This window comes from Caballeronia sp. LZ034LL (assembly GCF_031451215.1).
Classification (GTDB): Bacteria; Pseudomonadota; Gammaproteobacteria; order Burkholderiales; family Burkholderiaceae; genus Caballeronia.
The window spans coordinates 1-13,616 of record NZ_JARUXR010000002.1; the positions used below are offsets into that span (position 1 = coordinate 1).

General features: G+C 63.7%; 14 protein-coding genes. 12 read left to right on the plus strand and 2 right to left on the minus strand.

Going from position 1 to position 13,616, the window contains the following annotated elements:
• The 12 genes from QCE83_RS14440 to QCE83_RS14495 form a co-directional block, all read left to right on the plus strand.
• The coding region (locus QCE83_RS14440) for an ABC transporter permease (protein ID WP_404984800.1) at positions 1-229 on the plus strand (229 nt) is incomplete at its 5' end.
• Positions 222-485, plus strand: a complete 264-nt coding sequence (locus QCE83_RS14445; protein ID WP_309811813.1) for a hypothetical protein — start codon at positions 222-224, stop codon at positions 483-485. The genes QCE83_RS14440 and QCE83_RS14445, both read left to right, overlap by 8 nt.
• A gap of 206 nt (positions 486-691) precedes the next feature.
• Positions 692-1,453 carry an enoyl-CoA hydratase/isomerase family protein gene (locus tag QCE83_RS14450; RefSeq protein WP_309811816.1) on the plus strand — a complete coding sequence of 254 codons (762 nt, stop codon included), beginning with the start codon at positions 692-694 and terminating at the stop codon, positions 1,451-1,453.
• A gap of 40 nt (positions 1,454-1,493) precedes the next feature.
• Positions 1,494-2,555 carry an ABC transporter substrate-binding protein gene (locus QCE83_RS14455; RefSeq protein WP_309811819.1) on the plus strand — a complete coding sequence of 354 codons (1,062 nt, stop codon included), beginning with the start codon at positions 1,494-1,496 and terminating at the stop codon, positions 2,553-2,555.
• 10 nt (positions 2,556-2,565) lie between these two features.
• A complete protein-coding gene (locus QCE83_RS14460) occupies positions 2,566-3,627 on the plus strand; it encodes an ABC transporter ATP-binding protein (protein WP_309811821.1) in 1,062 nt (353 codons plus the stop codon).
• Positions 3,628-3,636: 9 nt separating this feature from the next.
• Positions 3,637-5,418 (plus strand): ABC transporter permease subunit, encoded by a 1,782-nt coding sequence (locus tag QCE83_RS14465; RefSeq protein ID WP_309811823.1) that lies wholly within the window; start codon positions 3,637-3,639, stop codon positions 5,416-5,418.
• Positions 5,419-5,446: 28 nt separating this feature from the next.
• The gene (locus QCE83_RS14470; RefSeq protein WP_309811826.1) at positions 5,447-6,988 is read left to right on the plus strand and encodes an AMP-binding protein; all 1,542 of its coding nucleotides are present in this window, start codon (positions 5,447-5,449) and stop codon (positions 6,986-6,988) included.
• A gap of 81 nt (positions 6,989-7,069) precedes the next feature.
• On the plus strand, positions 7,070-7,912 hold the full coding sequence (locus QCE83_RS14475) for an IclR family transcriptional regulator (RefSeq protein WP_309815361.1): 843 nt from the start codon (positions 7,070-7,072) through the stop codon (positions 7,910-7,912).
• A 256-nt stretch (positions 7,913-8,168) separates the two neighbouring features.
• Complete coding sequence (locus QCE83_RS14480; protein WP_309811829.1) at positions 8,169-8,567, plus strand: VOC family protein; 399 nt, start codon at positions 8,169-8,171, stop codon at positions 8,565-8,567.
• Between the two features lie 112 nt (positions 8,568-8,679).
• Complete coding sequence (locus tag QCE83_RS14485) at positions 8,680-9,324, plus strand: twin-arginine translocation signal domain-containing protein (protein WP_309811831.1); 645 nt, start codon at positions 8,680-8,682, stop codon at positions 9,322-9,324.
• A gap of 43 nt (positions 9,325-9,367) precedes the next feature.
• The gene (locus tag QCE83_RS14490; protein WP_309811833.1) at positions 9,368-10,951 is read left to right on the plus strand and encodes a GMC family oxidoreductase; all 1,584 of its coding nucleotides are present in this window, start codon (positions 9,368-9,370) and stop codon (positions 10,949-10,951) included.
• An 87-nt stretch (positions 10,952-11,038) separates the two neighbouring features.
• A complete protein-coding gene (locus QCE83_RS14495; protein ID WP_309811835.1) occupies positions 11,039-11,365 on the plus strand; it encodes a ribbon-helix-helix domain-containing protein in 327 nt (108 codons plus the stop codon).
• 20 nt (positions 11,366-11,385) lie between these two features.
• Here the strand turns inward: QCE83_RS14495 and QCE83_RS14500 are convergent, their stop codons facing one another.
• Together QCE83_RS14500 and QCE83_RS14505 are read right to left on the minus strand one after the other, a co-directional pair.
• Positions 11,386-12,606 carry a glycosyl hydrolase gene (locus QCE83_RS14500; protein WP_309811837.1) on the minus strand — a complete coding sequence of 407 codons (1,221 nt, stop codon included), beginning with the start codon at positions 12,604-12,606 and terminating at the stop codon, positions 11,386-11,388.
• A 112-nt stretch (positions 12,607-12,718) separates the two neighbouring features.
• Complete coding sequence (locus QCE83_RS14505; protein WP_309811839.1) at positions 12,719-13,615, minus strand: helix-turn-helix domain-containing protein; 897 nt, start codon at positions 13,613-13,615, stop codon at positions 12,719-12,721.
• Between the last annotated feature and the right edge of the window lies 1 nt (position 13,616).

Genomic DNA, 13,616 nt, shown 5'->3' on the forward strand with positions numbered 1-13,616 from the left:
CGCAGGCATGCTCTCGTCGTTCCTGTTCGCGTTCGCGACTTCGTTCGATGAGTTGACCATCGCGCTGTTCTCGTCAGGCGGCCTGAGCACGACGCTGCCCAAGCAGTTCTGGGACGAGACCACGATGCAGATCTCGCCGGTGATCGCCGCCGTATCCACGCTGCTGTTCGTGTTCATCTCCATTCTGATCTCGCTGGCGGACCGTCTGCGGCGCAGGAGTCTTGCATAGACCCACGGCCATGCATCTGAACTTAAGAGACCGCGCCACGGCTGCCGCCGGCGCGAACGCCGAGGACGCGGAAGTCTGGCGCTGGTTCTCGCTGCTCATGCAGGACCGGCGCGTGCGCTGGTGCCAGGCGGACGACCGATGGTTCGTCAGCGTCGACAATCGCCACGTGGCGACCGAACCGTCCTTCGACGAAGCCATCCGACGCGCGAAAGAACGCGTCGAACAGCAAGGCGCCCTGAAGCGGCGTCTTCGCTGAACCCGATGTTCAACTAAAGCGAACGCGTCGGGTCGAGTAAAACCCGCATTCTCAAGACCTCGTTGCCTCTTCCGGCACGAGGTCTTTTTTCATTTCACCGCAGTTTTTCCTGCCGAGTCGCAACGAATTCGCGTAAACCCGCTTGCAACACATTTTTGACAGTCTTATATTAAATTTCACCATTAACTATCTCTATGCGATAAGACATGAGCGAAGACGTCCTGTTCTCGAACCACGGCCGCGTGGCGGTCATTACGCTGAATCGTCCTGAACGCCTCAATGCGTGGACCACGCCGATGCGCAACAAGATCATCGAGGCGCTGGACCGCTTCAATGCCGACGACGAAGTCGCGGCGATCATCATGACGGGGGCGGGCAATCGCGCGTTCTCGGCGGGACAGGATCTGTCGGAAGCGCATGACTTCGACGGCGAACGCGCAGTCGCATGGGTCAAGGAATGGCAGATCTATTACGCGGCGCTGCGCAACCTCTCCAAGCCGCTCGTGATGGCGCTCAACGGCACGGCGGCCGGCTCCGCGTTCCAGGTCGCGCTGCTCGGCGACATCCGTGTGGGTCATCCGGGCGTGCGCATGGGTCAGCCGGAAATCAACGCGGGTATCGCCAGCACGACCGGCCCGTGGATCATGAACTCGATGCTCGGCATGTCGCGCACCATCGAGCTGACGCTCACCGGACGTCTGATGGACGCGGACGAGTGCCATCGCATCGGGCTGATTCATCACCTCGTCGATGAAAGCCGAGTCTTCGAAAAGGCGCTGGAGATCGCGACCGAACTCGCCGCGAAGCCGTCCGTCGCCATGCGCCTGGACAAGCAGCGTTTCCGCGAGATGACCGAGCCGGGTTTCGTGGATTGCATCGAGGCGGGCATGCGCATTCAGCGCGAAGCGTACGACTCCGGTGAACCCGCACGCATGATGGAAGAGTTTTTCAAAAAGCGCGCGAAGTAAGCACTCTTCATCCACCTACCCAGTGCGGGAGACCTGAATCATGACCCAAGAATTCAACCCGGCGCGACGCCGGATTCTTCACGGCGCGGGCGCGCTGGCCGTTGCCGGCGCCATGCCGCTGGTGGCGCGTGCGCAGAGCAAGCAGATTGTCGTCTCGGACCCGGGCGGTCCCTACACGACGGCGTATCGCGAGGCCTTCTACGATCCCTTCGAGAAAGCGACGGGCATCAAGGTGGTGAGCGTCGCGCGCGAATCGCAGCCGGTCGCGCAGTTCGCGGCGATGGTGCAGACGAAGAACTATGTGTGGGACGTGACCACGCTGACGCTGTCCGCCGACATTCCCTACCTCGAATCGAAAGGCTTGCTCGAACCCATCGGCCTGAAGGCGAGCGACTATCCCGACGTCATGCCGGAGGCGATCACGCCGAACTGGCTGGGCGTGGACGTGTACTCGACGGTGCTCGCCTATCGCACGGACAAATTCAAGGACAACGGGCCGAAGTCGTGGGTCGACTTCTGGGACGTGAAGAAGTTTCCGGGCCGCCGCTGCCTGCGCCGCAGCCCGCTCGACACGCTCGAACAGGCGCTGCTCGCCGACGGCGTGCCGCTCGACAAGCTCTATCCGCTCGACGTGGACCGCGCGTTCAAGAGCCTCGACAAGATCAAGCCGCACATCAACATCTGGTGGACGTCGGGCGCGCAGGCGATGCAAGCCATTCAGAGCGGCGACGTCGACATGATCTCGACCTGGAACGGCCGCGCGCAGGCAGCGAAGGACGGCGGCGCGCCGGTGCAGATCGTGTGGAACCAGGGTTTGTATTCGATCGAAGGCTGGGGCATTCCGAAGGGCACGCCGCGCGCGGATGCCGCGAAGCAGTTCGTCAAGTTCTGCGCGGACGCGAAACGTCAGGCGCTGCTCACGCGCACGCTGGCCTACGGTCCGACCAACAAGAAGTCGTTCGAGAGCATCACGAAGGAGCGTGCGACGCTGCTGCCGACGGCCCCGGACAACATCAAGGACATGAAGCTGCCGAGCCCGCAATGGTGGGAAGAGAATCGCCAGAAGGTCACTGAGCGCTTCAATTCGTGGATCATCTCCTGAGGACGACATCATGAGCTCGAAACTCGAGGCGATCGGCATCGCCAAGCGCTATGGCGATGCGGTTGCGCTGGAACCGACGGATCTCGCCGTGCAGGCGGGCGAATTCCTGACGCTGCTCGGTCCCTCGGGTTCGGGCAAGACCACGCTGTTGCAGATGATCTCCGGGCTCGTTGCGCCGAGCGCGGGGCGCATCGAGATCGATGGCCGCGACGTCACGCATGTGGAGCCGGGCAAGCGCGGCATCGGCATGGTGTTCCAGAGTTATGCGCTGTTTCCGCACATGAGCGTGTGGGACAACGTAGCCTATGGCCTGCGCATGCGCCGCAAGTCGCGCGAAGAAGTGCGCGCGGCCGTGGACGATGCCCTCGCCATGGTGCGCATGAGCGAATACGCGAAGCGCTTTCCGAAAGAGCTCTCGGGCGGCCAGCAGCAGCGCATCGCGCTGGCGCGCTGCTTCGCGTACCGGCCTTCGGTGATTCTGCTCGACGAGCCGCTCGGCGCGCTCGACAAGAAATTGCGCGAGCACATGCAGTCCGAGATCCGTCGCCTGCACAAGGAACTGGGCGCGACCTTTGTCTACGTCACGCACGACCAGGACGAAGCGTTGACCCTGTCCGACCGCATCTGCCTGATGAACCAGGCGCGCATCGAACAGGTGGGCACGCCCGCAGATCTCTACGACCGGCCTGCGACGCGTTTCGCGGCCGGCTTCATCGGTCATTCGAACCTGCTCGAAGGCGAGCTCGACGCCACCCGTGGCACGAGCGGCGAACCCATCCTGCTGGCGGCGGGCGGGCGCATTCCGCTGCCGCTGGGCGCATCGATCGCGCCGGCCGCGCGTCATACGTTGCTGGTGCGGCCCGAGGCGCCGCGTCTCGTCGAACCGCAGGGCGGCTATGTCGACGGCACGATTTCCGATGTCGTGTTCTTCGGCAGCGACACGCGCGTGCAGCTTGCGATGAACGACGGCAGCGAACTCACCGTGCGTTGCGAGCGCAGCCTGTCGCCGCGTATCGGCGACAAGGTGGGGCTGACGTGGGACCCGTATCGCACCACCTTGCTGCACGCCTGAGGAATCGTCATGACTCTTGCACTACACGCCCAGCGCGAGCATGAAGGCGCGCGCCGCGGCTGGTCCGTCGCGCTGGCGCGCTGCGTCCGCTTCCTGCCGGTCGTGCCTACGCTGCTGTTCCTGCTGGTGTTCTTCATCGTGCCGGTGGGCGAGATCCTGCAAGGCGGTCTCGTCAGCGCCGACGGCCAGTTCGGCTTCGCGCAGTTCGAGCGCATCGCGCGCACGCCGGTCTATGCGAAGGTGTTGTGGATTACCTTCGCCATCTCGTTCCTGACTGCCGCGCTTTCCATCCTGCTCGGCTATCCCGTTGCATACATGCTGAGCCGCCTGTCCGAGCGCGTGCGCGAACGCTGGCTGCTGTGGATCATGCTGCCGTTCTGGACGAGCTATCTCGTCAAGACCTATGCATGGATGCTGCTGCTTTCGAAGACCGGCGTGCTCTCGACCATCGCGCTTTCGCTCGGCCTCGTGCGCGAGACCACGGGCACCATTCCCTCGCTGACGGGCGTGCTCATCGGCATGGTGCATTCGATGCTGCCGCTCGCCGTGATGACCATGCTGCCCGTGATGCGCGGCATCGACGACCGTCTTGCGCAAGCGGCGGAAACGCTCGGCGCGGAACGCAGCACGAGCTTCTTCACGGTGTTCCTGCCGCTGTCGTCGCCGGGCGTGGCGGCAGCGGGCCTGCTGGTGTTCATCTCCAGTCTCGGCTTCTTCATCGTGCCCGCGCTGCTCGGCTCGCCGAAGGAAACGATGATCGCGCAGCTCGTGATCTCGTCGGTGCTCGAACTGTTCGACATGCGCTTCGCAGGCGCGCTGTCCACGGTGCTGCTCATCTGCTCGATCTTCATCTTCTTCGTCTATGACCGCATGGTGGGCCTGACTTCGCTTACCGGCGAGACCAGCGAGAAGACGCGCGATTCGCGTGCGGCGGGCCTCAGGCTGGCGCTGCTGATGACGGCGGGCCGCGTGTGCGCGCCGTTCATGATGCGGCGCCGTGCGCATGCCGAGCCGGTGGCGCGCGCCGCCAGTCCGCTCGGGCTGTACACGTGCATCATCATGGCGCTGCTGGTCCTGCCGGTGCTCTCGGTGATCCCGTATGCGTTCACGAAGAGCGACTACATCGGCTTTCCGCCGAAGCTCTTCAGCATGAAGTGGTTCGGCACCTTCATGGACTCGCCGGTCTGGCACAGCGCGGTGATCCGCTCCTTCGAAGTGGGCTTCGGCACGGCGGTGCTCTCGCTGCTGCTCGGCTTCGGCGCCACGCTTGCGATGACGCGCATGCCGCGCCGTGCGAGCAAGCCCGTGTTCGCGCTGCTGGTGGCGCCGCTTATCGTGCCGCGCATCGTGGTGGCGGTCGGGCTGCTGTATCTGTTCGGGCGCTTCGGCCTGACGGGCACGAACCTGGGCCTCGTCATCGGTCACACGGTGCTGGCGATTCCCTATGTGGTCGTCACGCTCGCTGCGGGCTTCCAGCGTTTCGACTGGCGTCTCGACGATGCCGCACGCGTCATGGGTGCTTCGCCGCTGCGGCGCATCACGTCGATTGTCCTGCCCCTGCTGATGGCCAGCGTGACGGCAGCGTTCCTGTTCGCGTTCCTCGTCTCCTTCGACGATCTGACCATCGCCATCTTCGTGAGCGGCGGCATCAACTCGACCTTGCCGAAACAAATGTGGGACGACATCCAGCTGGCGATCACGCCGACGCTCGCTGCCGTATCCACCACGCTCATCATCCTGATCGCGCTCGTCGTCGCGGTTTCCTCCTGGCTCAAGCGCCGTGCGCGCTGAACCCCAGGCTCTCAAATCGGTTGAACCCATGCATCGCTACTCGGAATATTTTGCCCATCGCCACGCGGACGACGAACTCGACTGCGTTCCCCTGCTCGCGGCGGGACTGCGCCGCGATCCCGCGCGCATCGTCGCGGACTTCGACGGTCATGCGATCACCTGCGGCGACGTCATGCGGCACGTCGTGCAATTGCAGCGCTGGTTCGCACAGGAAGGCCTCGTGCCCGGCGACCGCGTCGCCGTCATGTTGGGCAATAGCGCAGAACACGTTCACCTCATCTATGCGCTCGTGCTGAGCGGCCTGGTATGGGTGCCGGTGAACACGAAGCTGCGCGCGGCGGGCCTCGAATACCTGTTGCGCCACGCCGAGCCGAAGCGCTTCATCATCGAAGACGAATTCGATGCGGTGACGGCCAATATCGATTGTGGCGAGTCGCAGCGTGTGCGTCTGCCCGCCTTCGATCCGCGCGATGACGCCACTGCTTTCACGACGCCGGCCATCGGCAGTCACGATCCGCTGTGCGTCATCTACACCTCGGGCACGACGGGCGCGCCGAAGGGCGTCGTCTTCACGCAGCGGATGATGCGCATTGCCAGCGAGGCGGCGTTGCGCGTCGCGGACGTGCGCGAGGGCGACCGGCTGTTCCTGTGGGAGCCGCTGTGCCATATCGGCGGCGCGCAGATGCTGCTGCTGCCGTTCCTCGAAACGATCACGCTGCACGCGGTGCCGCGCTTCTCGGCTTCGCAGTTCTGGTCGCAGGTGGAACGCGCGGGCGCGACGCAACTACATTATCTCGGCGGCGTGCTCGACATCCTGATGCAACTGCCGCTGGATGCCCAGCCCAACGCGCACACATTGCGCGTCGCCTGGGGCGCGGGCGTGAGCGCCACGGCATGGGAACCGATTCAAGACCGCCTCAAGGTGCGGCTGCGCGAGTGCTACGGCATGACGGAGTGTTCGAGCTTCGCCACCGCCAATGCCACGGGCAAGCCGGGTTCGATCGGCCGCGCGTTGCCGTGGATCGAGATCGAACTGCTGGATGAACATGCGCAGCCGGTGAAAGAGGGCGAAGCGGGCGAGATCGTGCTGTCGAGCAAGGTGGAGGGCACCTTCCTGCCGACCTATCTCAAGAATCCCGAAGCGACGGCTTCGGCGCTGCGCAACGGCAAGCTGCATACCGGCGACCGCGCGCGCCGCGATGCCGATGGCGATCTCTACTTCATCGGCCGGCAGACGGACAGCATGCGGGTGCGTGGCGAGAATGTGTCGGCGTGGGAGATCGAACGGATCTTCGCGGCGCATCCGGCAGTGCGCCTGAGTGCGGCGATTGGCGTGGCATCGCCGATCGGCGAGCAGGACATCCTGCTTAACGTGCAGTTCAAGGATGCGCCGGTGGAGTGGGAAAGCATGCATGCGTGGGCGCGCGAGCGTCTGGCGAGCTTTCAGTTGCCGCGCTATTACCGGGCGGTGGAAGGCTTCGAGCTGACGGCGAGCGAGCGGATCAAGAAGCATCTCTTGCCGCGCAGTACCGACGATGCATGGGACCGGCTCGAGAAGGCGCAGGCATGATGACGCCATGAATATCGCCTAAAGATAGCGTATTAGGGCTATGCGATAATTCGTCGACAATCGAAAACGATGAACCACGTGATGATCGAAGAGCCCAAAGTGCCGCGCAAGCGCAAGAGCCCCGCAGCGAAGGCGCGCGGCGAGGCGGCGGACCCGAGCGCGTCTTCGCTGTATGTGCAGTCGGTCGAGAAGGCGATGAAAGTGCTCACCGCCTTCGACGGCAGCAAGCGCCAGCTCTCGCTCTCCGAAATCGCCGCGCTGACCGGCTTCGACATGAGCGCGACGCAGCGCTTCGCCTATACGCTTGCGGCGCTCGGCTATCTCTTCAAGGACCCGGACAGCCGCAAGTACGAACTGTCGCCGCGGCTGCTGGACTTCACGTATCACTATCTGACGTCGAACGATCTGGTCAGCCGCGCCACGCCTTATCTCCAGCAACTCGGCTCGGAGACCGAGGAGGCGACCAATCTCACCGTGCTCGACGATACCGACATCGTCTTCGTCCTGCGTATCGTGAGCCGCAACGTGTTCAACGCGCATGTGATCGTCGGCTCGCGTTTGCCGGCCTACTGCACGGCGCCCGGACTCGCGATCCTCGCCACGCTGTCTGACGGCGAACTCGACGATATCCTCGCGCGCACGAATCTCGTGCCCTATACGGGGTCGACCGTGTATCAGCCGCGCAAGATCAAGGAGAGGATCGCGCAGATCCGCAAGCAAGGCTATGCGCATACGGAAGACGAGTACTTCGTCAGCGATATCTCCACGGCGGCGGCCATTACGAATGCCCATGGACGCGGCATCGGCGCGGTGAACATCGCGGTGGCGCGTTCGCGCTGGCACGCGGACCGCGACGAAAAGCGCTTCGCCGATCTCGTGATCTCCACCGCGTCGGCCATTTCGACGCGGCGGCGCATCGAATAGCCGGTCCTCTACCGGTCCTGCTGCACGCTCGTGCAGCAGCGAAGAAGCATCGCGCCCTTCGGGTTTTCCCGTACCCCCTCTGAAAAAGACGCATGGCGATGTCAGCCATGCGCGGCCGCTTGGGCGCCTCTTAGGCCCGGACAGGGTTAACGCCCGGATTTAACGAGCTATTACCTCGGCCTGCGCACCGGTCGCTAAATTCACTACGAGCGCTGCGGCATGCAGGTTCGCAGCGATGTTCAGCACAGGAGGATCGATGGCCAAACTGATTCATACCATGATTCGCGTGAAAGACCTGGACCAGTCGCTCGGCTTCTACGCGTCCGCGCTCGGCCTGACACCGAGTCACCGGCTCGATTTCGATGACTTCTCGCTCGTCTATCTGCGCAACGACGAAACCGAAGCCGAGATCGAATTGACCTGGAACAAGGGACGCGATATTCCCTATACCCATGGAGACGGCTATGGACATTTCGCCGTCGTCGTCGATGACGTTCGTGCCGAGCGTGAACGCCTTGTCGGCCTCGGCCTGACGCCCAAGGACGTGAAGGAATTCAAGGATGGCAAGGGCGAACTGATTGCGCGCTTCTTCTTCATCGAAGACCCGGATGGGTACAAGATCGAAGTGCTGGAGAAGCATGGACATTACCGTTAGCGCGTCTCGCAGCACCCGACCGTCACGCAGATGACGCACCGGCAATCCGAAAGCAAGACCCGCAGGACCCGCAAGACCATAAGTTGTTGCAGCACCCCACAAGGAGACAGACATGCGAGACACGATCATCCCGATCGTCGCGCCACGGCGCGCGCACGACGACGGACATCCACACGGACACGCCGGGCTCGACGCCGCTCCACCCCGGATCGCGCTGACGCGGCGCGAGTTTCTGCGCGGCACCGGCGTGCTGGTGGGCACGATCGCCGCCTCGTCCATCTTCGCAAGCCTCGCGCCGAGCCGTGTCTGGGCGCTCGAAATGCAGGGGCTCAGTACGCATCAGGGCGAAGTGCTGCTGCAGGTCACTCGCGAGATCTACCCGCATGCCACGCTCGATGACGCCGTGTATGCGCTCGTCGTGAAAGACCTCGATGCGAAGGCGAAAGCCGATCCCGCCGTACGCCAGCAACTCGCCGACGGCGTGGCGAAGCTCGACGCGCAAGCCGGCTCCGACTGGACCCGGCGCGGCCCCGCCGACAAGGCGCACGACATCGCCGCGCTGGCCGGCACGCCGTTCTTCAACACGGTGCGCAGCACGGCCGTGGTGTCCCTGTACAGCAACGCGCTGGCCTACCAGCATTTCGGCTATGGCGCGGCACAGGGCGACGGCGGTTATCTCTATCAGGGCTTCAACAACCTTTCATGGCTGCCCGATCCACCCGCGGCCGACAGCGGCCCGATTCCGAAAGACGGCTGATTCAGTCGGTTTGATTTCGGTCGATGGGATAACGGAGACAGACATGTACACAGAGAACAAGGTGCAGTTCAAGCATAACGACGACCACGTCGTGGTGGTCATCGGCTCGGGCGCGGGCGGCGGCACACTGGCGAACGAGCTCGCGCAGAAGGGTATCGACGTGGTGGTGCTGGAAGCAGGCGCCATGCATACGCAAGGCGACTTCTCCACTGAAGAATGGAACGCGTTCAAGCAGCTTTCGTGGCTCGACAACCGCACGACCTCCGGCTCGTGGCGCGTCGCGAAGGACTTCCCGAACCTGCCCGCATGGATCTGCAAGACGGTCGGCGGCACCACCGTTCACTGGGCCGGCGCGAGCCTGCGCATCCAGCCGTACGAGTTCAAGGCGAAGACCACGTATGGCGACATGAAGGACGCCAACCTGCTCGACTGGCCGGTGACGCGCGCGGACCTCGATCCGTACTACAGCCGCGCCGAAAAGAAGATGGGCGTGACGCGCACCAATGGCTTGCCCGGCCTGCCCGGCAACAACAACTTCAAGGTGATGTCGGCCGGGGCCATGAAGGTCGGCTACAAGGAATGCAACACGGGTCACATGGCGATCAACAGCACCGTGCGCGACGACCGCACGCACTGCTTCCAGCGCGGCTTCTGTTTCCAGGGCTGCCGCATGGGCGCGAAGTGGTCGACGCTCTACACCGAGATTCCGCATGCGCAGTTGACCGGCCACATGGAATTGCGGCCGCAGGCGCATGTGGTGAAGATCGAGCACGATGCACGCGGCAAGGTGTCGGGCGTCGTCTATTACGACAAGGACGGCAAGATCCAGCGGCAGAAAGCGCGTGCCGTCGCGGTGGCGGGCAATGCGATCGAAACGCCGCGCCTGTTGCTGAACTCGCAGTCGAGCAAGTTCCCGGATGGCCTCGCGAACGGCTCCGGTCAGGTGGGCCGGAACTACATGCGGCATACCACGGGCTCGGTGTATGGCGTGTTCGACGACAAGGTCGAGATGTTCAAGGGAACGACGATGGCGGGCATCATCGAGGACGAGGCGAAGTTCGATCCGAAGCGCGGCTTCGCGGGCGGCTATCACATGGAGACGATCTCGCTCGGCCTGCCGTTCTATGCGGCGTTTCTCGATCCGGGCGCATGGGGGCCGAACTTCACGGAGGCCATGGACCGCTATCAGTACACGGCGGGCATGTGGATCGTCGGCGAGGACATGCCGCGCGAGTCGAACCGCATCACGCTCAACAACGACGTGAAGGACCAGTACGGCATGGCGGTGCCGAACGTCCACTTCGACGATCACCCGAACGACGAAGCCATGCGCGAGCATGCGTACAAGCAGGGCAGCGCCGTGTACGAGGCGGCGGGTGCGAAAGCGACGTACATCGTGCCCCCGTATCCTTCGACGCATAACCTCGGCACCGCGCGCATGAGCGCGAAGGCCGATGACGGTGTCTGCAACGGCTACGGCCAGGCCCATGAAGTGTCGAACCTGTTCATCTCCGATGGCAGCCAGTTCACGACGGGCGCGGCGGAAAACCCGACGCTCACCATCGTCACGCTGGCGATCCGTCAGGCCGACTACATTGCGGGCCAGATGAAGCAGCGCAGGGTTTGACGCCATTGCCGGCGTGAGCGTGGAGGGATAGCTTGAGCCATGGCCGCCGTGCGAACGCGCGGCGGCCCTTTCCTGGGGGATGACGCCATGTGTAGGGTGTATATCAACGCCGATCCGATCCTCTATGAATCGCGCACGCGTTCGCTGCGCATTCATGGCGTGATTACCACGGTGCGGCTCGAAAACCTGTTCTGGGACGTGCTTCAGGAAATCGCGGGGCGCGAGAACCTGACGACCAGTCAATTCGCGGTCAAGCTCTACGACGAACTGATCGCGCTGCGCGGCGAGGTGCCGACCAACTTCGCATCGTTCCTGCGGGTGTGCTGTCTGCGCTATCTGTCGATGCGCGAGGCGAAGCAGCCCGTGGAAAGCGAGGCGGTAGGGGTGGCGCTGAGGGTGTTGAAGACCGGCTGAGGAACCGGCCTTCACGGGCTTCACTCCAGCGTGATACGCGCCTCATCGAGCGGCCGCAGCTTGCCCGGATGAACGACGCGGCACAGCGCTTCCACAAAGAAGAAATCGCCGAACATGGTCGCGCCATCGACGCCGATGTTGTGCGGCTTCGAATAGCACGAGTTGTGCAACAGCCCGTGCTCCCCTTCCTTCGTGAACTCGTCGCGGCACAGCGCTTCCAGCATCGCGATGCCATGACGCTGCCACTTCGCGGCGGCCTGCGCATCGGGATGCAGACGCGCCAGTTCCAGCAACGCCGACGCCACGATCGCGGCGGCCGCCGTGTCCTTGATCTCGGCGTCGCGGCCGGTGGCGTCGAAGTCCCAGGGCGGCACCCGACGTCCTTCGAGGCGGCGCAGATAGTATTCCGCGAGCCGTTCCGCGAGATCGAGATACGCGCGCTTGCCGGTCTCGCGCGCCGAGTTCACATAGCCATAGATCGCCCATGCCTGGCCGCGGCTCCATGCGGATTCATCGAACGCGCCCTGGAAGGTATAGCCGCGCACGGGCGCGCCGCTTGCCACGTCGTATTCGACTGCGTGATACGTCGAGTCGTCGTCGCGCACGAAGGCGCGTGCGGTCATCTCGGCGTGGGCATCGGCGGCGTGCCGGTAGCTGCCGTCGTCGGCGTGATTCGCGGCCCAGTACAGCAGCGAGAGATTGGCCATCGTGTCGATGGCGGATGCGCTGCGGCCGCGCGGATCGGAGAGCGGTCCCCATGACGCGAGATAGGCGCCGTCGCGGGTCGTGACGAGCCGCGCGCGCAGCTTGTCGGCCGCTTCCAGTGCAATGCCCGCGAACCATTCGTCACCGGTGATGTGATGCGCCGGCACGGCACTGCTGTCGAAGATGAAGCCGATGTCATGCGTGTTCGGATCCTCCGCGCGCTGCTCGACCAGGCGCATGCGGGCGCGCGCCCATTCCATGAAGCGCGTCTCGCCGGTATGCAGGTACGAGGTCAGCAACAGCCCGATCCAGAAGCCGCAGAACCAGTTGCCGTGACTCCAGGCATCGCCGTCGTAACCGGCGGACAGCGAGGCGGGCAGCCGCACCCATTGACCATCGGGACCGGTGACTTGCGGAAATTCGACGCCGAAGGTCAGCTCGTCGGCGGCGACCTTTTGCGCGGTCTTGTCGAGCGTTTCGCGGAACAGCCTGATCTGTTCCTCGGAAAGCGCCAGCGGGTTGTTTGCGTTCGACACGGTGTCTCCTTGAGTTCGTCATGCGCAGGACGATTCTAAGAAGCGCCCGCACGACGGCGTTAGGATGAAACGCGTGAACAGTTGGACATTCCCACGCTGCGCGTTGTCCGCATCAGATGTGCAGCTTCTCGAGGCTGCGCCGGTAGTCGATCGGCGAGCGGCCCGTGTGCTTGCGAAAGCAGCGGCTGAAATAGGCGGGATCGTCGAAGGACAACATCGCCGCAATCTCGGCGATGTTCACCTCCGAGTGCAGCAGCAGACGCTTCGCCTCCAGCATCACGCGTTCGCGTATCAGCTTGGGCGCGGTGCTGCCGAGTGCCTGACGCGTCGCCTCGTTGAGCGCGCGTTCCGTCACGTTGAGCAGGCGCGCATAGTCGGCTGCTTCGTTGACCGAGCGAAAGTGCTTCTCGAGCAGGCTCTTGAAACGGCGCGACAGCAGCACGCTGCGCGAGGCGGCGGCGTCGCGCATCGCGGCGGCGTCGCACATGCGCGCTACCTTGATGAGAAACACATGCAGCCAGGCCCAGATCGCGTCCGTATAACCGATCTGCTCTTCCTGATACTCCTGGCGGATGCCTTCCATCACGCGGCTCAGGTCGCGCACTTGTGCATCGCTCAGATGAAGACATGCATCGAGCTGTTCGAAGTTATAGACCGGCACTTCGGTTTCGGTGTGACGGTTCTGCACGCGGAACGCGAAGAACTCGGATGAGAAGCTGATGCAGTATCCGAGCGTATCGGCGGACAGGTCGAGATCGTGAATCTGTCCCGGCGTCATGAAGTAGAGCGTGTTCGGCCGGACGTCGTAACGCACCGAGTCGATCACATGCGAGCCGCTGCCCGCAAGCACCCACATCACATGATAGAAGTCATGCCGATGCGGATACACCAGCGTCGATTTCAGCGCTTCGATGGGCGCGAGATGAAAGTCCGGCGTCTTCACGTGGGCGCCGTATTCGTAGTCCTCGATCCGGATGACCGGGACGTGACAACAACAAGCGGTATCCAAC

What these genes read in the sequence shown, in the direction of transcription:
- QCE83_RS14450 (WP_309811816.1), top strand. Translation starts at nt 692, where the DNA reads ATGAGCGAAGACGTCCTGTTCTCGAACCACGGCCGCGTGGCGGTCATT.
- QCE83_RS14455 (WP_309811819.1), top strand. Translation starts at nt 1,494, where the DNA reads ATGACCCAAGAATTCAACCCGGCGCGACGCCGGATTCTTCACGGCGCG.
- QCE83_RS14460 (WP_309811821.1), top strand. Translation starts at nt 2,566, where the DNA reads ATGAGCTCGAAACTCGAGGCGATCGGCATCGCCAAGCGCTATGGCGAT.
- QCE83_RS14465 (WP_309811823.1), top strand. Translation starts at nt 3,637, where the DNA reads ATGACTCTTGCACTACACGCCCAGCGCGAGCATGAAGGCGCGCGCCGC.
- QCE83_RS14470 (WP_309811826.1), top strand. Translation starts at nt 5,447, where the DNA reads ATGCATCGCTACTCGGAATATTTTGCCCATCGCCACGCGGACGACGAA.
- QCE83_RS14475 (WP_309815361.1), top strand. Translation starts at nt 7,070, where the DNA reads ATGATCGAAGAGCCCAAAGTGCCGCGCAAGCGCAAGAGCCCCGCAGCG.
- QCE83_RS14480 (WP_309811829.1), top strand. Translation starts at nt 8,169, where the DNA reads ATGGCCAAACTGATTCATACCATGATTCGCGTGAAAGACCTGGACCAG.
- QCE83_RS14485 (WP_309811831.1), top strand. Translation starts at nt 8,680, where the DNA reads ATGCGAGACACGATCATCCCGATCGTCGCGCCACGGCGCGCGCACGAC.
- QCE83_RS14490 (WP_309811833.1), top strand. Translation starts at nt 9,368, where the DNA reads ATGTACACAGAGAACAAGGTGCAGTTCAAGCATAACGACGACCACGTC.
- QCE83_RS14495 (WP_309811835.1), top strand. Translation starts at nt 11,039, where the DNA reads ATGTGTAGGGTGTATATCAACGCCGATCCGATCCTCTATGAATCGCGC.